Below are 18888 nucleotides of genomic sequence, written 5' to 3'. Positions count from 1 at the left end.
TCGAGAGCGCTGACCTCGGCCGTGTCCGGCCCGGCGATCCCCCGGGCGTCAGACGGTGAAGTGGTCGGGATCGGCCGCGGCCCAGTCCTGGGCCCAGTCCGGCGGGGGTTCGGCCAGCAGCTGCCCGGGGCCGAGCCAGTCGTAGAGGTCGGCGTAGGAGCGCACCCGGTGCGGGTCGACGCGGCGGCGCAGCATGTGCGGCCGCAGCTCGGCCGGGAACCGGACGCCCATCGACGCCATGATCTGCTGGGCGCCCGCGACGGTGGCGCGCTGGAACCGTTCCACGCGCAGGGATTTGTCCGCGACGTCCAGCGCGCGGGCACGCCGGGCGTCCTGGGTGGTGACCCCGACCGGGCAGGTGTTGGTGTGGCAGCGCTGGGCCTGGATGCACCCGACGGCGAACATCATCGCCCGCGCGGCGTTGGTGTAGTCCGCGCCCTGCACCAGGCGTTTGACGATGTCGGCGCCGGTGGCGACCTTCCCGCTGGCGCCGAGCTTGATCCGGTCGCGCAGGCCGGTGCCGACCAGTGCGTTGTGGACGGTGACGAGACCTTCGGTCAGCGGCGTGCCGATGTGGTCGGCGAATTCCAGCGGCGCGGCGCCGGTCCCGCCTTCGGCGCCGTCGACGATGATGAAGTCGGGCGTGACACCCTCGTCGAGCATGGCCTTGCAGACGGCGAGGAACTGGCGCCGCGACCCGACGCAGAGCTTGAAGCCGGTGGGCTTCCCGCCGGAGAGCTCCCGCATGGCGGCGACGAACCGGACCAGTTCGCGCGGGGTGGCGAAGACCCGGTGGTACGGCGGGGAGATGACGGTCTTGCCTTGCGGGACGTCGCGGACGCGGGCGATCTCGGCGTTGACCTTGCTGCCGGGCAGCACGCCGCCGATGCCGGGTTTGGCGCCCTGGGACAGTTTCAGCGAGACGCACTTCACCGCGTCGTGAGCGGCCTTGTCGGCGAACTCGGCCTGGTCGAAGCCGCCGTCGCCGGTCCGGCAGCCGAAGTAGCCGGTGCCGATCTCCCAGACGAGGTCACCGCCGTGGCGCAGGTGGTATTCCGACAGGCCGCCTTCGCCGGTGTCGTGGGCGAAGCCGCCGAGCGCGGCGCCTTTGTTGAGGGCCAGGATCGCGTTGGCGGACAGCGAGCCGAAGCTCATCGCGGACACGTTGAGCAAGGCCATGTCGTAGGGCTTCGTGCAGTCGGGCCCGCCGATCCGGATCCTCGGCGGCTCGTCCGGCGGCGCCACCGGGGCCATCGAGTGCACGAGGGACTCGTAGCCGTCGGCGTAGACGTCGCGTTCGGTGCCGAAGGGCTCCTCGGCATCGGTGCCCTTGGCGCGTTCGTAGACGATGCTGCGGACGTCCCGGTCGAAGGGCCGGCCGTCAAAGTTGCGCTCGACGAAGTACTGCTGCAGCTCGGGCCGCAGGTCTTCGAGGAAGTACCGCAGGTGCCCGAGCACGGGGTAGTTCCGCAGGACCGAATGCTTGCGCTGGAGCAGATCCCAGACCCCTACCCCGGCCACGGCGAGCAGCGGCCCGGCGAGGAGCCACCACCAGGGACCGAAAACCCAGGCGACCGCGGCGGCGCCCAGGGCGAGCAGCGACAGGACGGCTACCGCACCGAATCCGACCACGGATCGAAGCTATCCGCGTCGCCGGTCGAGCGCAGGTCGAGAACGGCGATAACGGGGAATACGTACGCAGATGGGGGATTCGTCCGGACCCGGGCGCATCGGGCTCGGCCGCCCAGCGTCGCCTGGTACTCCTTCGCCTGGTCCGGTGTCAGGAACCGCGACACCCGTACCAGGATGCCACCGTTGACCTGGGCGCCCCCCTCGGGGGCGAACACCTCCACCGCATCCTCGTCCAGCGGAATGCGGCAGGCGGCTCGTCCACCGCGGGCCGACGCTTCCGGCAGGCGAGCGGTAGTCCCGTTCGCAGGCGGCGGAGCGCCGCTGACGGCCGGGCCCGCGTCGGCGCAGGACCCCGGCTCCGGAACCCGGCCGGGGCCCGTTTCCCGGCGCCCCGCCCCGGACCCGTGGTGCGGACGGCTGTCGCGGGTCGCCGATCGGCCACAGTGGACGAACCAGCGGTGAAGCCCGGCTGCGGCACCACGTTCACCAAAACCACGGTTGCGGCGGGCAGCTGCCCCGCCCCCGCCGCCGCAACCCGCCGTCAGCCGGCCGCGCCGCTACGGCTAGCCCGAGTACGCGCCGCCGTCGAGGTCCTCGATCAGCGTGCGCCCGGTCGGCGTCCAGCCCAGCAGTTCCCGCGTGGCGGTGCTCGTGGCCGCCAGGTCCATCGCGAAGAACGCGCCGATCCACCCGAAGTGGCCCGGGACGTCGTCGGCGTCGATCGAAGCGACCGGCAGGTCGAACGCCCGCCCGATCGCTTCGGCGATCACCTTCGTCGGCACGCCTTCCTCGGCGACCGCGTGCAGGCGGCTGCCCGCCGGGGCCTTCTCCAAGCCGAGGACGACCATGCGCGCGGCGTCGCCGACGTGCACCGCGGCCCAGCGGTTGGTGCCGTCGCCGGGGTAGCCGGCCACGCCCTTCTCGCGGGCGATCGCGGACAGGTGCGCGATGAACCCGTGGTCGCCGGTGCCGTGCACGGTCGGGGAGAACCGGAGGCTCACCGGGTGCAGGCCGCGGTCGGTGAACCCGAGCGCGAGGTTCTCGGCGCCGCCGCGCGGGGAGTCCGGGCCGTGGAACGGGGACGCGTCGGCTTCGGTGGCGGGCTTGCCCTGCACCAGGCCCGCGACCCCCGAGGCCAGCAGGAACGGGCGGCCGGTGCCGGCGAGTGCGTCGCCGATGGTCTCGACGGCGGCCCGCTCGGCCGCGTTGGAGGCGGCCTGGTCGGCGAAGTCGTGCTTGTTGGCCAGGTGGATGACCGCGTCGGCCGCCTCGGCGCCGGCGCGGAGACCGGCCAGGTCGTCGAGGTCGCCGCGCCGGACCTGGACGCCGGCCGCTTCGAGCTTCGCGGCGGACGCGGCCGAGCGGGCCAGCCCGGTGACCTCGTGGCCGGCGGTGAGCAGTTCGCCGACGACGGCCGTGCCGATCCAGCCGGAGGCTCCGGTGACGAAAACGCGCATGGCGTGAACTCCTTCGAGGAAGATGTGATGTCAGTGACCGACGTCAGTCGCTGACATCGCTACCGTACGCCTTCATGTCAGGCGCTGTCATCACTAGACTCGGCGGCATGGTGCGCTGGGAACCCGGGACCGCGGAGCGGCTGCAGCAGGCCGCGCTCGAACTGTTCGCCACCCGCGGCTACGAGCAGACGACCGCCGCGGAGATCGCGCAGGCCGTCGGCCTGACCGAGCGCACCTTCTTCCGGCACTTCAGCGACAAGCGCGAAGTGCTCTTCCAAGGGCAGGAACTGCTGGTCCAGGCCTTCCTCGACGGCATCGCCGCGGCCCCGCCGGAGGCGTCACCGCTCGAGGTCGTCGCCTCGGCGCTGCGGTCGTCGTCGGCCTTCTTCCCGGACGAGCGCCGTCCGCACTCCCGCACGCGGCAGTCCGTGATCGACCGCCACCCCGCCCTGCAGGAACGGGAGCGTCACAAGCTGACGACGCTGGCCACGACGGTCGCCGACGCCCTGCGCGCCCGCGGCGTCGGCGAGCCCGCGGCCACCCTCGCGGCGGAATCGGGGGCCACGGTGTTCGGGATCGCGTTCAGCCGGTGGCTGCGCGAGGAGGGGTCGCTGGCCGACCTCGCGGCCGAAGTGCTGGACGAGCTGCTGACGCTGGCCGGCGAAGCCGCTCAGGCGTTGCGCTCCCCGAGGTGAAGGCCGCGCCTGAGCCGGTGGCTCAGGCGACGAGGTCGTCCCAGCGGACCAGGATCGCCGCCGCGAGGACCCCGGCGACCAGGATCTTGACGGCGACCAGCGCACCGCTCACCCCGCTGAAGGACAAGAGGTCCAGCGCTGTGCCGGTCACGAACGCCGCGCCGAACACCCGGGCGCCCCACCGGCGGCGGAAAGCCAGGGCCACCAGTGCGATCAGCTGGACCGCGGTCGCGAACAGGGCGAGCAGGAACCACGGTGAGGTCTCACCGCCGTGGGCGAGGTCGCCGGACAGCACCGAGATCCCGGCGATCAGCAGCACGATCGTGCCCAGGCCGAAGACGACCAGCATCACCGGCAGGAAGATCCGGCCCGCGCCCTCCGGCGTGGCGCGTTCGGGCAGACGGCGACGCGGCACGGTGAGCCTCCACTCGGTTCGTGAACCACGACCGTGCCCGACCGCGCGGCCCGCGCCCACGGTGCTTTTGCCGCCACGACAATTTTTGCCCGCACCCATTCGGAGTACTCCGCCAATGCGCGACGAGATCGGCTGAAATCGGCAAGAAGTTGTGTAACGCGTTCATGATCCTCTGCGAATGCAGAACCGTGAAAACTTCGATTACGCGATTGGCCGCGGTTGTCGCCGCGGCGATGATCTGTTGTGGTCTGGAAACCGCGGTCACCCTTCCGGCGGCCCAAGCGTCCACGGTGGAGCCGCAGTGTCCCGAAGAGGGGTGCGGCGGCGATCCCGGTCTCCCGGGTGACCCCGGTACGCCGCCGCCCACCACGCCCGCTCCGACGACCTGCGCCAACCAGGGCACGCCCGTCTACAGCGGATCGGTGACGTCCTACACCCCGGACTGCGGCACGGGCTACCGCGTCCACGCCTACACCACCGTGCTGCGCTGGGACTCCTACTCCGGCGGCAGCCCGGTCAAGTCCGCCCGGGTGCAGAGCTACATCCGGTTCGAACGCGCCAACGGCGACGGCCTCGACGCGCGCGACACCCGCGTGTCCTGCCACGACACCTACGGCGGCTCCGGCTCCGACCACGAGGACAAGGCCACCAAGACCACCGTCACCTACAACACCGGCAGCGTCCCGCCGGGTGCGGCGGTGACCGTGACCTGCGAACAGCAAGCCACCTACAACAACGTCACCTACTCGACCACGACCGTCCAAACGGTCTACGCACCCCACCCGTACTGATCGGCGGCGCTCCGGCGGCCTGCTGCTGAAACGGGCCGCCGGAAAACCGCTCCGCCATTCGTGCGTGGCACGGGCAATTCCGGTCGGGTCGCATTTCGGCGGAGGTGGGCGCGAGCACGGCAAAGCGTGCGATCGTTCGCCGAAATGCGCGGCCGTGGCGGGGGACTAGGCTGGCGGCCTCATGACCAGGGGCCGGTCCGCGGCCGTGCGCGAGGAGCCGCCGCCATGCCAGCCGATCGGGCCGAGGCCCGGACCCGTCACCCCCGTCACCAGCGCCGCGGCGAGGCCCGGCTGCCGGCCGCCGTCGCGACCCTCGTGGCCATCGCGCTCTACCTGGCCCTGCCCGAACAGCTGCTGGTCGCGCCCCGGTTCGTCGTGCCGGCGCTGGAAATCCTGCTGCTGGTGCCGCTGGTCGCTATCAACCCGCGGCGCGTCACCCGGCAGACCAGGATCTCCCGTGTCCTGTCGCTGTCGCTGGTCGTCGTCATCGGCGTCACCAACCTGGGAGCGCTGGCGCTGCTCATCCACGACCTGGTCGCCGGTGCGGCCGGCGACGGCCAGGCCTTGCTGCTCGGCGCGCTGCAGGTCTGGCTGACCAACGTGATCGCGTTCGGGCTGGCCTACTGGGAGCTCGACCGGGGCGGCCCGGTCAAGCGCACCCAGTCCGGCCGCGCCGATCTCCCGCTGGCCGATTTCCGGTTCTCCCAGGACGAGAACGCCGACACCGTCGAGGAGGTCGCCGACGGGTCCAGCGTCAAGGCCGACTGGGTGCCGACGCTGGTGGACTACCTGTACGTGTCGGTGACCAACTCGACGGCGTTCAGCCCCACCGACACCATGCCGCTGTCGTCGCGGGCGAAGGTGCTGATGGCGGTGCAGAGCGTCGCCGCGTTGCTGACGTCGTTGCTGGTCATCGCCCGCGCGGTCAGCGTCCTGAAGTAGCACCGGGCGATCCGGCTGTTGCTTGTTCTGCCATGCGGAAGTTAGTCTCCGCAGAACGAAACTGTGGAAGGCCGGGTGGCGGGCCGTCGCTCGCTCCTACCGAGAGGCGGATTCGATGGCGGAGAGCACGCCGGAGACGGGTGACGTGGCGGCCGCGGCAGGCAGGCCCGAGGACGAACGGCTCGGGATCGGCAAGAGCTTCGCCTACGGCGTCCAGCACGTCTTGACCATGTACGGCGGGATCATCGCGCCCCCGCTGATCATCGGGGGCGCCGCGGGCGTCTCGCCCACCGAGATCGGGCTGCTCGTCGCGTCGTGCCTGTTCATCGGCGGGCTGGCGACGATCCTGCAGTCCTACGGCGTGCCCTTCTTCGGCTCCCGGCTGCCGCTGGTGCAGGGCACCTCCTTCGCCGGCGTGGCGACGATGACCGCGATCGTGGCCGACGGCGGGCTCCCCGCGGTGTTCGGTGCGGTGATCGTGTCCGCGCTGCTCGGCCTGCTCATCACGCCGGTGTTCTCCCGGCTGGTGAAGTACTTCCCGCCGGTCGTGACCGGCACGGTGATCACGGTGATCGGGCTCAGCCTGATGCCGGTCGCGGCCCGGTGGGCGATGGGCAACGACACCAAGGCCGCGGATTCCGGGTCGGTCTCCAACATCGGGCTGGCCGCGGCGACGCTGGCGATCGTGCTGCTGCTGAGCAAGATCGCCGTGCCGGCGATTTCCCGGCTCTCGATCCTGCTGTCCATCGTGGTCGGCACCGCGCTGGCCGCCGTGCTCGGCAAGGCCGATTTCTCCCAGGTGGGGAACGGCCCGATCTTCGCGGTGCCGGCCCCGTTCGGCTTCGGCGCACCGACCTTCGACGTCGCCGCGATCGTGTCGATGTTCATCGTCATCCTGGTGACCCTGACCGAGACCACGGCCGACATCCTCGCGGTGGGGGAGATCGTCGGCACGAAGGTGGGCAAACGCCGGATCGGCGACGGCCTGCGCGCCGACATGGCCTCCTCGGCGATCGCACCGATCTTCAACGGTTTCATCCAGAGCGCCTTCGCCCAGAACGTCGGCCTCGTCGCGATCACCGGCGTCCGGAGCCGGTTCGTGGTGACGGCCGGCGGCGGGGTCCTGGTGGTCCTCGGCCTGCTACCGGTGCTGGGCCGGGTGGTCGCGGCCATCCCGTACCCGGTCCTGGGCGGCGCCGGCCTGGTGCTGTTCGGCACGGTCGCGGCCTCCGGCATCAAGACACTGTCCAAAGTAGACTACAACGGCAACCTCAACCTGGTGATCGTCGCGGCTTCGGTGGGCCTGGGCATGGTCCCGATCGCGGTGCCCGGCTTCTACGACCGGTTCCCGGCGTGGGTCGGCACGATCTTCCACTCGGGGATCAGCGCCGCCGCGCTCCTGGCCGTCGTGCTGAACCTGGTGTTCAACCACCTGAAGCCGGGCAAGGCGGGCAGCGAGCCGTCGGTCTTCGCGACGGCGACCCGGGTGATCGACTACTCGGACCTCAAGGTCCTTTCCCGGCTGGAGAACGGCGACAAGGTCGTCGACGGCAAGATCGTGGACGCGCAGGGCCGCCCGGTCCCGGTACGGGACTCCGACGGGCAGCCGGTGTCCTACCGGATCGGCGCCGAGCCGGAGGAACACTGAGGCGACGGGCTCCGGGGTGGGTGTATTCGAGGAGCTACCGCCGTCCTGAGTGGCGCGGCAGAGCTCGTTCCCGTCCGTATATTGGGGTGATGGGGTGGCGAAGCGGAGCGCGTGGGGTCCGTGGCACTGCGGACGACGGCGTGCTGTCTGCTTTGGATCGCGGCTCTCGCATTCTTTGTGGCACCAAGCCCCGCTCCTGGCCCTCGACCGCGCGCAACCCGGGTGGGTCGGTGGCTCGGGCCGCGCACACGCTCGTGGTAGCCGAAGGTCCTGACCTTGACGGGCAGGGACGCAGCAGCCCAGGTGGTGCGCGACACCGGGATTGAACCAGTGACCTCTTCCGTGTCAGGGAAGTGGGTCACCTGTTCTGACCCGTGTTCGTCGGGCGAAGCCGCCAGACGCCGATGCGCTGAACCAGCGCTTCGCGGTAAGCGAATGGCGTCCGGCACCAACCGCGTGCCGGACGCCTACGCGAACACTCCAGCTCAGCCCCTCACCGGGGGAGTACGCCCCAGTTGACGGCGCAGCCATGCCGCTCGAGCAGCGACGGAGTCCCGCGAGAGCACGGCATCGGGAACCACGACGTCGAACCCGTGGAACCCGCCGGGCCAGACGTGCAGCTCGACGTCGCAGCCCGCCTGCCACAAGCGGCTCGCGTAGGCGACGTCCTCGTCCCGGAACGTTTCGGCCGACCCGACGTCGACGAACGCGGACGGCAGTCCGGAGAGGTCTGCGGCGCGGGAAGGCGCGGCGTACGCAGAAACGTCCGGTCCTCCGCGAACGCCGTCGCCGAGGAGCGCGTTCCAGCCGGTCTCGTTCGAGGAGCTGTCCCAGATGCCGAGGCCGCGCATCTGCCGCGCGGAGGGCGAGTCGTTGCGGTCGTCCAGCATCGGCGACAGGAGCAGCTGGGCCAGGATGGCCGGGCCGGTGCGGTCGCGTGCCATCAGGCTGACAGCCGCTGCGAGGCCGCCGCCGGCGCTCGCGCCGCCGATGACGATGCGCTCGGGGTCGATGTTCAGCTCGGGGGCGTGCTCCGACACCCACGCCAGGCCCGCGTAGCAGTCCTCGACGGGACCCGGGTGGGGCGTCTCGGGTGCGAGCCGGTACTCGACCGAGACCACGGCCATGCCCATCGGTTCGGCCAGGTCCAGCATCTCGACCAGGCCGAACCGGTTGTCCCCGACGATCATGCCGCCCCCGTGGACGTGGTAGATCGCCGGGGCCGGGGCCGCCGCGTGCTTCGGGAGGCAGATCAGCAGCGAGATGTCCGGTTCCCCGGCCGGCCCCGGCACCGCCCGCTCCTGCACGCTGTAGGCGCCACCGCGCGAGAGGATCTCGTCGGTCGGGGTCTCCACCCCGGGGACCGGCTCGCGCATCTCGACGATGGTGTCCGGACGGTACGCGTCGGGAGGGCGCAGGCCGGTCAGCACCTCGACCACGGGAGCGAGTTCCGGATCGAAGGGTGGTGGCGGTCCGACCGGCCGGGTGGCGGACCGGTCCGTGACTTGCGCGGTCATGTGTTCTCCTTGAGACAACCGAGCCGAGCGTTCGAGTTCTGCTTGCGCAGGAGGGGTTCGGCAGCCGGATCGAACTGCCGGAACCCCTCCTCGCTCAGACGGTCGGCACAGTTCCGCCGTCGATCACGTACTCGGCGCCCACGATCGCCGAGGCGCGGTCCGAGACCAGGAACCCGACCAGGTCCGCGATTTCCCCGGTGTTCGCGAACCGTCCCAGCGGTACCCCGCCGAGGGAGTCGTAGATGGTCTGCTTGGCTGCTTCACGGGTGAGCCCGTTGCCCTCGGCGATCCGGTCCACGAACCTTTCGTAGGCTTCGGTCTCGATCCCGCCGGGGCTGATCGCGTTGACCCGCACGCCGCGCGGCGCGAGCTCGTTGGCGAGTCCCTTGCTGTACGTGCGCAGAGCGGCCTTCGCGGCCGCGTATGCCAGGGACGCGTCGTACTGGGGTAGTTCCCGCTGGATCGAGGTGAAGTGCAGCACCACGCCCGCCCCGGACTCGATCATCGCCGGGAGCAGAGCCCGGTCGAGCCGCACCGCTCCCAGGAAGTTGAGGTTCAGCTCGGTGAGCCACTGGTCATCGGTGATGACGGCGAATCCACCGGCCGGCGTCGACGCGCCGCCGACGACGTGCACCAGGATGTCGAGTGCGCCGCCGGCCTCGGCGATCCGGGCGGCCACCGCGTCGGTGCCTTCGATCGTCGTCACGTCCGCTTCGATGAACCGGTCGGGGTGCTCGTACCCGGCGGGCATCGTTCGCGCCGTCACGTACACGTCGGCACCCAGCTCTCGCAGCCTCTCCGCGACGGCCTTGCCCGAGCCCTTCGAGCCGCCCGTGACCAGTGCCCGGCGACCGTCGAGACGATCACGGTCTGAACTAGACATTTTTCTCTCCAGTGAAGATCGGCGTGGCGGATCCGGTCAGGCCGGGTGGTTGGCGATGACGAGTTCGGCGATGAGGTCGTCCCGCACCGCGAACCGGTAGTCGAGCTCGGCGACGCCACCCGGGAAGGTGCCCTCGAGCCGCACGGTCACCACCCAGTGGGTGTCGTCGACGCGGCGGGCGCCGAGCTGCTCGGTCGTGTACTCGAACTCGGACCCGGCGTCCCGCAGGAACGCGTGGGCCGTCTCCCGGCCGCGGAAGGTCTCGCCCTGGTCGACGAGCACCGCGTCCTCGGTGAGGAACGACGAGGCGGTGCCGGCGTCGCGGACGACGTGGGCGGCGAAGAACCCGCGCACGGGGGTCGGGAGCAGATCGGACGGGAGATCGGTGTGCTGTGTCATGCGGCCATCGTGTGACCTCGCGGCGTGGGAGGGTCAAGCCGTGGACTCTCTCCCCGGGGGAGAGTCCAGAATGGAGGCATGCTGAGCATCGGGGAGTTCTCGCGGCTGACCCACTTGAGCGTGCGGACCCTGCGCCGGTACCACGAGGCGGCCCTGCTGGAGCCCGTCGTGGTGGACGAGACCACCGGTTACCGCTACTACGGCCTCGACCAGATCCCGGCCGCGCAGGTCATCCACCGGCTCCGCGAACTCGACGTCCCCTTGAGCGATGTGCAGCGAATCCTGCGGACTCCCGACCCCGGTGTCCGGGCGGCCCTGGTCGCGGACCACCTGCAACGCCTCGAGGACGTGCTCGACCGCACCCGGGCCGCGGTCGTGTCGCTGCGGCGCCTGCTGCGGCCCGACCCCGCGCCGATCGATGTCGAGCTGCGTGCGGAGCCCGCCCGGACGGTCGCGGCGGTGGAGGCCGTGGTCGGGCACGGCGATGTCGAGGCCTGGTTCGCGGGCGCGATGGCCGAGCTGGAGGCGGCCGTCGGCGCCGCCGCGACCGGGCCGCCGGGCGGCTGCTACGACAACGCCCTTTTCGAACAGGAGCGCGGTCACGCGCTCGTCTACCTGCCGACCGCCGCGCCACCTCGCACCGGACGCGTGCACCCCGCGGTTCTCCCGGCCGCGGAACTGGCCGTCACCACCCACGTCGGCGAGCACGACGGCATCGAGGTCACCTACGGCGAACTCGGGACCTGGGTGGTGGAGAACGCGATGTCGGTGTCCGGGCCGGTGCGGGAGGTCTACGTCGCCGGCCCTCGCGACTCGAGCGATCCCGCCGCGTGGCGCACCGAGATCGGCTGGCCCGTCTTCCGCGTCACCTGAAGCGGCCGGAGCGCGGCACCCGATCGGCGGCGGCCCGGAACCGCGCCGGGTGCCCTCAGCGGATCGCGCCGTGCGGGAGGACGGCGTGCACGCCCCACGTCTCGTTGGCGACCTGGGTGATCCGCAGGTCGACGACCGGTGAGGCCAGCGCGAGCGCGGTGGACCGGTCCAGGTCGTGGATCCGCTGCAGCCAGGTCACCATGGCGGCCAGCGCGTCGGCCATGGCCTCGTCGAGGCCGGCGCCGAAGCCGAAGGTGACCCGGCCTTCGGGGGTTTCGGCGTGGATACCCGGGACCGCCGCGTTCGCCGCCAGGGTGAGGGTGACCTCCGTGGTCATCGGGCACTCGATCGCCGTTCCGCCGACTTCGCCGTTGCCCTGGGCCGCGTGCCCGTCGCCCAGGTGCAGCAGCGCGCCGGGAACGGTCAGCGGCAGGAACAACGTCGACCCGGCGACCAGGTCCCGGCAGTCGAGGTTGCCGCCGCCGAGCGCCCGCGGCGGAATGGTCGAGTGCGGTCCCGGCTCGGCCGGTGGAACGCCGACGACACCGAGGAAGGGGGCGACGCCGACGGTGTGGCCGAGGTCGCTGGTGGCGGTTTCGCCGGTGATGTCCCACGTCAGCCACGTGCCCGGGCCGTCGGCGACGCCGAGCCCGCGGTTGAGCGCGGTGTCCTTCACCCCGGCCGTGGTCCAGCCCCAGTCGCCGGGCGCGATCGACGTGAAGTGCACGCCCAGGACCATGCCCGGCTCGGCGCCGCGCACCGCGATCGGCCCGGTCAGGCAGTGCCCGCGCCGTTCCGGGTACATCGCGGGGCCGTCCACTCGCCGGTCCAGGTAGCCGCCGGCGTCGAGCGAGCCGACCAGGACGGAGTCGCCCGGATCGACGGTGAGCACGGGCGGGGTGGCCCGGTCGAGGACGTCCACTGTGGTCTCCCGCGTCGCGGGAAGCTGGTGCTCGGCCACGGTTTTCCTTTCCGGTGCGGACGTTCAGCGGAGCAGGGACCCGGCGGTCGGCGCCAGGCGCACCGTGGACGCGGGCGCCGCGGTCAGCGCGGCAACGGTTCCGGCCAGGGCCGCGCACCGGGGATCGCGGTGGACGGCGTTCAGGATGTGTTCGCGGTCGGTGTCGTTTTCGAAGCGCCTGATCCAGACTACGGCGTCTTCGTCGCCGGCCACGGTGAACGAGCCCACCACGCGCATCTCCAGTTCCTGGTGCAGCGGGATGACGGTCTCGTCCAGGTAGCGGGCCAGTTCGGCGCCCCGGCCGGGACGGGCGTGCTCGGTGCGGATCTCGTAGAACATCGGTGGTACTCCCTCGTGGCGGTCAAGAGCGGCGGGCGGCGGCGAGCGCGTAGACGTCGGGGGAGCCTTCCCACGGCGCGGTGCGCGCCACGGTCCAGCGCTCGATGAGCCACCGGCCGCTGAGCTTGCGCAGCTTCACCTCCCAGTGGCCGCGCATCGTGCAGTGGTCGACGACGCCGGGACCGGCGGGGACGTGGTGGTAGGCGACGACGTGCGCGCGGCACGTGGCATCGTCGCCGGAGGGCCGCACGACGAGGTCGGTGGCGGTGTGGTGGGTGCTGTCGAAACCCTCCAGGGTCGCGCGGGCCAGCTCGACGAGGCCGTCGGCGGTCACCGTCGTCGGCGGCCTGCCGTGGTAGTGCGTCGACAGGTCCAGCGTCACCTCGTCGGCGAACAGCCGCCGCAGGGCGGCCCAGTCCCGGTCGTCCTGGGCGTGGGCGAGCCCGGCGACGACGTCGGCGATGGCCGCGCGGTCGAGAAGGTCCTGCAGTGCGTTCATGGTCGAGGCTCCTCGGACGCGGGGCGGTCGATCACCGGCAGGACCAGCCGGCTGGGGTGCGCGGGTCCGTGGTGGACGTGGTTGACGGCGACCACCACGTCGCCGGTGCCGTCGGTGGCGATCGTCGCGCCGGTGTTGGTGTTGCGGTCGTAGCGGGGGAAGTTGCTGCCGGCCACCTCGAGCCGGATGCGGTGCCCGGGCCGGAAGACGTTCGCGGTGACGCCGAGGCCGAGGGTGAGTTCGGCGTCCGTGCCCGGCGCGAGGAGCGCGGGTTCGGTGAGCGACTTCCGGTAGCGGACGCGCTGGATGCCTTCGCACAGCAGGATCGCCCGGCCGTCGGGGTGCACGTCGACGAGCTTGCCGGTGAAGTCGGTGTCCGGTGTGGACGATCGGATGTGCAGCACCAGGGTGACGTGCCCGGTGACCTCGACCGGACGCTCGAGAACCGGAGTGGTGAAGCACAGGACGTCCTCGCGCGCTTCCGCCGCGGCCTGGTCGGCCGGTCCGGGGTGGGTCCCCGGCGCGGCGGCGAGCACGGTGCCGCCCAGGCTGGGCACCGGATTGCGCGGGTCGCAGCGAAACGTGTCGGTGGCGTCCGCGGGCGGGGTGGCGGAGTTGAGGACACCGTCGCCGCCGGCGGTGTTCGCGCGGCCGCCGCCGTCGAGGAAGAAATCGGTGTACCGGGTGTCCGGCAGCGGCCAGTCCGGCTCGTCGCGCCACTCGTCGGCCCCCATGACGAAGATCCGGACCCGGTGGGTGTCGTCGGGGAGCTCGCGGCCGCGGATCCAGCGGTCGAAGAACCGCAGGTGCGCTTCGGTGATGCCGGCGGTCTTGATGCTGCCGGCGAGCCCGAACGACCGGTCGGGGTAGGTGCCGAGATCGGTGCCGTCGGGGTGGGACCAGGGGCCGATGATCAGCCGCTGGCCGTCGCGGGCGGCGGCAGTGCCACCGCGGCGGCGCAGCATCCGGTAGGACCGCACGGTTTCACCGACGAACACGTCGTACCACCCTCCGATGTGGAGCGCCGGGACGGTGATCCGCTCGCCGTGGTCGGTCGCGGCGATCTCCCGCCAGAAGGCGTCGCGTTCCGGGTGGTCGAGCACGTCGGCGAACCAGGGCAGGGACCGGGTCACCGCGGCGCGGCCGGCGATCGGCAACGGCTCGTGCAGCGACCGCGGCTCGGCGAGGCCGGACAGCAGCGCTCCGGCGTCGGCGGGGTCACCGCTCCCCTCGCCGAGGCCACGACGCAGGTTGCGCACGGCCGAAAGGGTGCCCCAGGTCAGGACCGCGTCCTGGGACAGCGCGCCGCCGGGGGAGCGCCACGGTGCCGCGTACGGGTCGGCCGAGGTCATCACCGGCGCGATCGCCCGCAGCGCCGGAACGCCGTGCGCGGCGGCCTGCCACTGGCTGAAGCCCATGTACGACCCGCCCCACATGCCGACCGCGCCGTCGCACCACGGCTGCGCGGTGAGCCAGGCGAGGGTGTCGACGCTGTCCGGGGCTTCGTGGGTGTGCGGCACGAACGTCCCGGGCGAGCGGGAGGTACCCCGGACGTCCTGCGCCACCACGGCGTATCCCGCTCCGACGAGGGCGAACACGTCGGGGAGCTTCGGATTGCCGTACAGCCCGGCGTCGTCCTTGCCGTAGGGCGTGCGGACCAGCAACGCGGGGAACGGCCCGGGTCCGTCCGGAAGCCACACGTTGGTGGCGAGCTCGACGCCGTCGCGCATCGGCACCGGCACGTCGACCTCCACCGTGAAGGTCATGCCGTCACCGGGTTTTCGGCGGACGATGTGAGCATCCAGTGGCTGAACGCGGCGTAGTGCCGCGCGAACTCCTGCGGGGTGGGGGAGTGCTCCACGGCCGCCGAGAGTTCCGCGACGCGGGCGTACCGCGGGATCCGATCCGCCTCGTAGGCGGCCAGCGCCGCGGGCACGTCCCCGCCCGGGGTGAGCAGGCGGCCGAGCAGCGCGGCGTCTTCGACGCCCAGCGTCGCCCCGGCGGTGATGTGCGGCGACATCGCGTGCGCCGCGTCGCCGGCGAGCACGACGCGCCCGGACGTCCAGTGCGGCAACGGCGGCACGAGCATGATCTGGTTGTGCAGGATCAGTTCCTCGGGCGTGGCGTGGATGAGTTCGGTGAGGACCCCGCCGTGCTCGCCGTCGTCCAGGTGCGCGGCCCGGGCCAGGGCCTGCTCCTTGAGGGTGCCGGTCGGTTCCGGCGTGTCGAACTGGTTCACCAGCCAGTAGACGCCGCCGTCGTGGGTGCGCACGTACCCGCCGCGGCAGCGGTCGCCGCCGAGGATGACCCGGTTCCCGGTCAGGGCGAGACCCGGGTCCGGGAGCACCGCGCGCCACGCGTGGTGCCCGGGGTGTTCCTCCGCCGGCTTCCCCGGCACCAGCTGCGCGCGCACCGCCGAGTACGCGCCGTCCGCCCCGACGAGCACGTCGGCGGTGTCCTCGCTGCCGTCGGTCAACCGGACGGTGACGCGATCGGCGTGCTCGTCGTACGCGGCGAACCCGGTGGCGAGGCGGATGTCGTCCCGGCCGACGGCGTCGGCGAGCAGATCGGTGAGTTTCGCCCGGTGCACCAGCAGGAACCGGTGGTCCTCGACGCCGAACTCCGGGGTTTCGAGCAGCCGTCCGGCCGTGTCGTGGAAGTACATCTCCCCGGGTTTGCCGACAGCCCGCACCTGGTCGCCGACGCCGAGTTCGTCGAACACGGCCAGTGCGTTGGCCCACAGCCCCAGTCCCGCGCCGGCCGCGCGGATCTCCGGCGCGTGCTCGTGGACCACCACGTCGATTCCGTTGCGGCGCAAGGCGAGAGCACTCGTCAGTCCCACGATCCCGCCGCCGATCACCACAGCTCGCATCGCTGTCCTCCTCCGTCGTCTGAACCCGACGTTAAGGACCGTCTCCGGTTAACTCCAGTGCAACGTTGGTACCTACTCATTCCACCTGTGATAATCGGCGCGTGGACCACGACTTGAACCTCATCGAGGCGCTGGACGCGCTGCTCACCGAAAGCAGCGTGACGAAGGCGGCGGAGCGCCTGCACACGTCGGCTCCGGCGATGAGCCGCACGCTGGCCCGGCTGCGGCGCGCGTTCGACGACCCGCTGCTCGTCCGGGCCGGCCGCGATCTCGTGCCGACCCCGCGGGCGCTGGAGCTGCGCGGGGAGGTGCACGCGATCGCCGCCCGGGCCCGTGCGCTCTTCGGCCCGTCGACGGCCGCCGACCCGCGGACCGCGGTGCGCGGGTTCGACCTGCAGGTCACCGACATGCTGTCCACGACGTTCATCCCGTCCCTCATCGACGACCTGCGGACCCAGGCGCCGGGGATCTCCCTGCGGCTGCGACCGGAAAACCTCCAGGACGTCCCGGCGCTGCGGGAAGGACTCGTGGACCTGGAGCTCGGGACGCTGCGCCCGGGCGACCCCGAAGTCCACACGGAAACGCTCGTCACCGAAACCCTCGTCGGCGCGATCCGCCCGGATCACCCACTGGCGAAGGTCAAGACCGTCACCCCGAAGCGGTTCGCCGCGGCCGACCACATCGTCGTCTCCCGCCGGGGCCGCGCGCACGGCCCGATCGACGAGCGGCTGGCCGAGCTGGGGCTGAACCGCCGGGTGGTCGCCGTCCTGCCGAGCTTCGCCGGCGCGCTGCACGTGGCCCGCGGAACCGACGTCGTGTGCGTGACCCCGGCCAGACTGGGCCGGCCGATGCTGGAAACGCTGGGACTGCGGACGTTCCCGCTTCCCGTAGCGGTGCCGGAAGTGGTGCTCGGCATGGCCTGGCACCCCCGCAACCACCACGACCGGACGCACGCACTCCTGCGCGAGCGCGTCCGCCGGATCATGACCCTCGTCGCGGGGCCCCCGTGATCGCGTCCGGGTATCGCGGTGCTCTACGAGGCACTGACGCCGGATCGCCGCCGGCGAACGACTGAAGCCCTGCCCCTCCGAGGAGGAACAGGGCTTCAGTCCTGCGAAATCAGGTGGTGCGCGATACTGGGATTGAACCAGTGACCTCTTCCGTGTCAGGGAAGCGCTCTCCCGCTGAGCTAATCGCGCGAGGTGGAGACGGGATTCGAACCCGTGTACACGGCTTTGCAGGCCGTTGCCTCGCCTCTCGGCCACTCCACCGTGACAGGCTCGAGAGCCTACCGAGCGGATGACGGGATTCGAACCCGCGACCCTCACCTTGGCAAGGTGATGCGCTACCAGCTGCGCTACATCCGCATTCCGCAGCTCCGGAGGTCTGTGCCCCCGTCGCCGTGGTGTGGGAAAACCATATCGGACCCCGAAAACGGCGGCGACACCGGGGTGTCACTCCGCCGTTGCAAGCCCGTCATCAGGCCAGATCGTGGGGGATGAGGTGGGTGAGCGCGTCGTCGACGTCGACCCACAGGTGCTCGTTGCCCGGGAGGACCACGTCGTACGTGCGGTCGAGGAAGTCGGCCAGCTCCTGGGCGGATGCCTCGAACATGGCGTGCCCGGAGGGCGAGTTCAGCTCGATCAGCACGGACTCGGGGTCTTCGACGGACGGGCGGATGCGGACGTCCCCGTCACCCGCGTCGGCCAGGAGGCCGTCCGCGAGGAGGTCGCGTGCGTACACCCATTCGACCCAGCCGGCGCGGCCGGTGCGGAAGGCGGCGACGACCGCGTACGGGTCGCGTGTGTCGTAGCGCAGCTCCACCTTCACCGGAACCGCGGGGGTCCGCGGCGCCAGCAGGTCGAAGACCGCCGTCGAGCGGAGCGTCACGTGATCGTTGCGCATCGTCCTACCCTTCGTCTCCCTTCCCGGCCCGGCCCGGCCGAGGGCGTCACCAAGTGGGACGCTTCGGGAGGCCGTTTCCGTCGCGGGTGCGCCGCAGATCACCCGTCCGGGCCCATGAGCCGCCGTCTGCCGTCCGTGACCACCCCACGGCGCGCGTGTGACCGCGCACCCCGCGGGGGCCCACGCCTCCATACTGCGCGGTTTAGTCGCCGGGCGATAGCACCGTCGCACGGATGTCGAACGTGGCGTCGGGCGGCCCCCGGCCGCGACAACCCCGGCTAGCTCGGGGTTGTTCGTTCCGTACTCGCCGGTAAGCGGAGTGTGGTCGGCGAGGACCACCCGTTTGCAGGCGCCCGGAAGTCGTACGCTAAAGTTTCCGTACCACCGCGAGCGGGCGATTAGCTCAGGGGGAGAGCGCTTCGTTCACACCGAAGAGGTCACTGGTTCGATCCCAGTATCGCCCACCGAAGCTCGACGCCGAAGGCCCCGGACGAATCCGTCCGGGGCCTTCGGCGTTTTCACCCGCCCCCAGGTCGGCTCGGCTTTCCGGGCCGCGCGCGCGGCCCGGCCGAACCGGAGTGAACGGTCCGTTCGGGCCGGCCGTATCTGTTCGGTAGAGCGGTTCGCGCCCCCGCCGGGAGGGGCTGCCGGAACCGCCTCGGGAACTTGCCGCCGCGGCGGACTTCTGTCGAACCGGACCCCGTGGGAGGGCTCATGTGATCCTCGGCACGCGCGGGTGGCCGGTGCGGCGGGCCACGTGCGACAAAAACCGGCGCGTGTGACGGTGTGACGAAGAACGTCACCGTCCGCGCATGAGCCGTCCTCGCGCCGCCGTCCGCGCCGCGGCCTGGTCCACTGTGGACGTCGACGGGGACGCAGTGTCCACAGTAGATTTCCGGGGTCCCGTTCGGCCGTTCGGCAGCGCGTGGTCCACCCGGGTGCGGGCAACGCCGGTTGCGACTACGGATTGTAATATTCGTGGGGATACGCCCTATTACCCATCGTCATCATCTTGTTATCTTGCGGCGATTTTCTGGCGGGGAAGACGCGCAGCATGTGG

18 protein-coding genes and 4 tRNA genes are annotated in these 18888 nt (G+C 71.5%); 7 read left to right on the top strand and 15 right to left on the bottom strand.

Going from position 1 to position 18888, the window contains the following annotated elements; genetic code table 11:
• Window positions 1–48: 48 nt before the first annotated feature.
• Complete coding sequence (locus ACLJQM_RS24900) at window positions 49–1632, bottom strand: FMN-binding glutamate synthase family protein (protein ID WP_410632941.1); 1584 nt, start codon at window positions 1630–1632, stop codon at window positions 49–51.
• Between the two features lie 563 nt (window positions 1633–2195).
• Window positions 2196–3089 carry an SDR family oxidoreductase gene (locus ACLJQM_RS24895; protein ID WP_410632940.1) on the bottom strand — a complete coding sequence of 298 codons (894 nt, stop codon included), beginning with the start codon at window positions 3087–3089 and terminating at the stop codon, window positions 2196–2198.
• 107 nt (window positions 3090–3196) lie between these two features.
• On the opposite strand from ACLJQM_RS24895, the gene ACLJQM_RS24890 reads away from it, so the two are divergent.
• Entirely contained in the window at window positions 3197–3784 is a 588-nt protein-coding gene (locus tag ACLJQM_RS24890; RefSeq protein WP_360784353.1) for a TetR/AcrR family transcriptional regulator, read from the top strand.
• A gap of 22 nt (window positions 3785–3806) precedes the next feature.
• Here ACLJQM_RS24890 and ACLJQM_RS24885 read toward each other — a convergent pair whose 3' ends face one another.
• A complete protein-coding gene (locus tag ACLJQM_RS24885; RefSeq protein WP_247023964.1) occupies window positions 3807–4199 on the bottom strand; it encodes a hypothetical protein in 393 nt (130 codons plus the stop codon).
• A 209-nt stretch (window positions 4200–4408) separates the two neighbouring features.
• On the opposite strand from ACLJQM_RS24885, the gene ACLJQM_RS24880 reads away from it, so the two are divergent.
• The 3 genes from ACLJQM_RS24880 to ACLJQM_RS24870 all read left to right on the top strand — a co-directional run bounded on the left by ACLJQM_RS24880 (window position 4409) and on the right by ACLJQM_RS24870 (window position 7580).
• Complete coding sequence (locus tag ACLJQM_RS24880; protein ID WP_410632939.1) at window positions 4409–4990, top strand: hypothetical protein; 582 nt, start codon at window positions 4409–4411, stop codon at window positions 4988–4990.
• Window positions 4991–5215: 225 nt separating this feature from the next.
• The gene (locus ACLJQM_RS24875) at window positions 5216–5932 is read left to right on the top strand and encodes a hypothetical protein (protein WP_360784346.1); all 717 of its coding nucleotides are present in this window, start codon (window positions 5216–5218) and stop codon (window positions 5930–5932) included.
• A 115-nt stretch (window positions 5933–6047) separates the two neighbouring features.
• The gene (locus tag ACLJQM_RS24870) at window positions 6048–7580 is read left to right on the top strand and encodes a nucleobase:cation symporter-2 family protein (RefSeq protein ID WP_360784343.1); all 1533 of its coding nucleotides are present in this window, start codon (window positions 6048–6050) and stop codon (window positions 7578–7580) included.
• A gap of 485 nt (window positions 7581–8065) precedes the next feature.
• On the opposite strand, the gene ACLJQM_RS24865 is transcribed toward ACLJQM_RS24870, so the two are convergent.
• The 3 genes from ACLJQM_RS24865 to ACLJQM_RS24855 form a co-directional block, all read right to left on the bottom strand.
• Window positions 8066–9097: an alpha/beta hydrolase gene (locus ACLJQM_RS24865; RefSeq protein WP_410632938.1), complete on the bottom strand. Its 1032-nt coding sequence runs from the start codon at window positions 9095–9097 to the stop codon at window positions 8066–8068.
• Between the two features lie 94 nt (window positions 9098–9191).
• On the bottom strand, window positions 9192–9980 hold the full coding sequence (locus tag ACLJQM_RS24860) for an SDR family oxidoreductase (protein ID WP_360784337.1): 789 nt from the start codon (window positions 9978–9980) through the stop codon (window positions 9192–9194).
• Window positions 9981–10016: 36 nt separating this feature from the next.
• Window positions 10017–10379, bottom strand: a complete 363-nt coding sequence (locus ACLJQM_RS24855; RefSeq protein WP_247023958.1) for a nuclear transport factor 2 family protein — start codon at window positions 10377–10379, stop codon at window positions 10017–10019.
• 78 nt (window positions 10380–10457) lie between these two features.
• Between ACLJQM_RS24855 and ACLJQM_RS24850 the strand changes: the two genes are divergently transcribed.
• The gene (locus ACLJQM_RS24850) at window positions 10458–11252 is read left to right on the top strand and encodes a MerR family transcriptional regulator (protein WP_410632937.1); all 795 of its coding nucleotides are present in this window, start codon (window positions 10458–10460) and stop codon (window positions 11250–11252) included.
• Window positions 11253–11307: 55 nt separating this feature from the next.
• On the opposite strand, the gene ACLJQM_RS24845 is transcribed toward ACLJQM_RS24850, so the two are convergent.
• The 5 genes from ACLJQM_RS24845 to ACLJQM_RS24825 are packed head-to-tail and all read right to left on the bottom strand — an operon-like array spanning window position 11308 to window position 15923.
• Entirely contained in the window at window positions 11308–12213 is a 906-nt protein-coding gene (locus tag ACLJQM_RS24845) for an acetamidase/formamidase family protein (protein ID WP_410632936.1), read from the bottom strand.
• A 24-nt stretch (window positions 12214–12237) separates the two neighbouring features.
• Window positions 12238–12552: an NIPSNAP family protein gene (locus ACLJQM_RS24840; protein ID WP_410632935.1), complete on the bottom strand. Its 315-nt coding sequence runs from the start codon at window positions 12550–12552 to the stop codon at window positions 12238–12240.
• Window positions 12553–12574: 22 nt separating this feature from the next.
• Window positions 12575–13051 carry a nuclear transport factor 2 family protein gene (locus ACLJQM_RS24835; RefSeq protein WP_410632934.1) on the bottom strand — a complete coding sequence of 159 codons (477 nt, stop codon included), beginning with the start codon at window positions 13049–13051 and terminating at the stop codon, window positions 12575–12577.
• On the bottom strand, window positions 13048–14817 hold the full coding sequence (locus ACLJQM_RS24830) for a CocE/NonD family hydrolase (RefSeq protein WP_410632933.1): 1770 nt from the start codon (window positions 14815–14817) through the stop codon (window positions 13048–13050). The genes ACLJQM_RS24835 and ACLJQM_RS24830 overlap by 4 nt, the downstream gene beginning before the upstream one ends.
• Window positions 14814–15923 (bottom strand): FAD-dependent monooxygenase, encoded by a 1110-nt coding sequence (locus ACLJQM_RS24825; RefSeq protein ID WP_410632932.1) that lies wholly within the window; start codon window positions 15921–15923, stop codon window positions 14814–14816. The genes ACLJQM_RS24830 and ACLJQM_RS24825 overlap by 4 nt, the downstream gene beginning before the upstream one ends.
• A 101-nt stretch (window positions 15924–16024) precedes the next feature.
• Here ACLJQM_RS24825 and ACLJQM_RS24820 point away from each other — a divergent pair, with 101 nt between their 5' ends.
• On the top strand, window positions 16025–16933 hold the full coding sequence (locus ACLJQM_RS24820; RefSeq protein WP_410632931.1) for a LysR family transcriptional regulator: 909 nt from the start codon (window positions 16025–16027) through the stop codon (window positions 16931–16933).
• A 114-nt stretch (window positions 16934–17047) separates the two neighbouring features.
• On the opposite strand, the gene ACLJQM_RS24815 is transcribed toward ACLJQM_RS24820, so the two are convergent.
• The 4 genes from ACLJQM_RS24815 to ACLJQM_RS24800 form a co-directional block, all read right to left on the bottom strand.
• Window positions 17048–17122: transfer RNA gene (locus ACLJQM_RS24815), tRNA-Val, on the bottom strand.
• Window position 17123: 1 nt separating this feature from the next.
• A tRNA-Cys gene (locus ACLJQM_RS24810) sits at window positions 17124–17194 on the bottom strand.
• Window positions 17195–17217: 23 nt separating this feature from the next.
• A tRNA-Gly gene (locus ACLJQM_RS24805) sits at window positions 17218–17290 on the bottom strand.
• Between the two features lie 112 nt (window positions 17291–17402).
• On the bottom strand, window positions 17403–17828 hold the full coding sequence (locus tag ACLJQM_RS24800) for an SsgA family sporulation/cell division regulator (protein WP_033293569.1): 426 nt from the start codon (window positions 17826–17828) through the stop codon (window positions 17403–17405).
• A gap of 392 nt (window positions 17829–18220) precedes the next feature.
• Here ACLJQM_RS24800 and ACLJQM_RS24795 point away from each other — a divergent pair.
• A tRNA-Val gene (locus tag ACLJQM_RS24795) sits at window positions 18221–18292 on the top strand.
• The last annotated feature ends 596 nt before the right edge of the window (window positions 18293–18888 follow it).

The organism is Amycolatopsis sp. cmx-4-83, assembly GCF_046548815.1.
GTDB classification, from domain to species: Bacteria; Actinomycetota; Actinomycetes; order Mycobacteriales; family Pseudonocardiaceae; genus Amycolatopsis; species Amycolatopsis pretoriensis_A.
The sequence above is the reverse complement of the archived record's forward strand: the minus strand, read 5'-3'. Positions and strand labels throughout refer to the sequence as shown.

Bases quoted from the DNA above. Each gene is read 5' to 3' on its own strand.
- ACLJQM_RS24860 (WP_360784337.1), bottom strand. From the start codon at position 9,980: ATGTCTAGTTCAGACCGTGATCGTCTCGACGGTCGCCGGGCACTGGTC.
- ACLJQM_RS24855 (WP_247023958.1), bottom strand. From the start codon at position 10,379: ATGACACAGCACACCGATCTCCCGTCCGATCTGCTCCCGACCCCCGTG.
- ACLJQM_RS24825 (WP_410632932.1), bottom strand. From the start codon at position 15,923: ATGCGAGCTGTGGTGATCGGCGGCGGGATCGTGGGACTGACGAGTGCT.
- ACLJQM_RS24835 (WP_410632934.1), bottom strand. From the start codon at position 13,051: ATGAACGCACTGCAGGACCTTCTCGACCGCGCGGCCATCGCCGACGTC.
- ACLJQM_RS24850 (WP_410632937.1), top strand. From the start codon at position 10,458: ATGCTGAGCATCGGGGAGTTCTCGCGGCTGACCCACTTGAGCGTGCGG.
- ACLJQM_RS24800 (WP_033293569.1), bottom strand. From the start codon at position 17,828: ATGCGCAACGATCACGTGACGCTCCGCTCGACGGCGGTCTTCGACCTG.
- ACLJQM_RS24865 (WP_410632938.1), bottom strand. From the start codon at position 9,097: ATGACCGCGCAAGTCACGGACCGGTCCGCCACCCGGCCGGTCGGACCG.
- ACLJQM_RS24875 (WP_360784346.1), top strand. From the start codon at position 5,216: ATGCCAGCCGATCGGGCCGAGGCCCGGACCCGTCACCCCCGTCACCAG.
- ACLJQM_RS24870 (WP_360784343.1), top strand. From the start codon at position 6,048: ATGGCGGAGAGCACGCCGGAGACGGGTGACGTGGCGGCCGCGGCAGGC.
- ACLJQM_RS24895 (WP_410632940.1), bottom strand. From the start codon at position 3,089: ATGCGCGTTTTCGTCACCGGAGCCTCCGGCTGGATCGGCACGGCCGTC.
- ACLJQM_RS24840 (WP_410632935.1), bottom strand. From the start codon at position 12,552: ATGTTCTACGAGATCCGCACCGAGCACGCCCGTCCCGGCCGGGGCGCC.
- ACLJQM_RS24830 (WP_410632933.1), bottom strand. From the start codon at position 14,817: ATGACCTTCACGGTGGAGGTCGACGTGCCGGTGCCGATGCGCGACGGC.
- ACLJQM_RS24890 (WP_360784353.1), top strand. From the start codon at position 3,197: ATGGTGCGCTGGGAACCCGGGACCGCGGAGCGGCTGCAGCAGGCCGCG.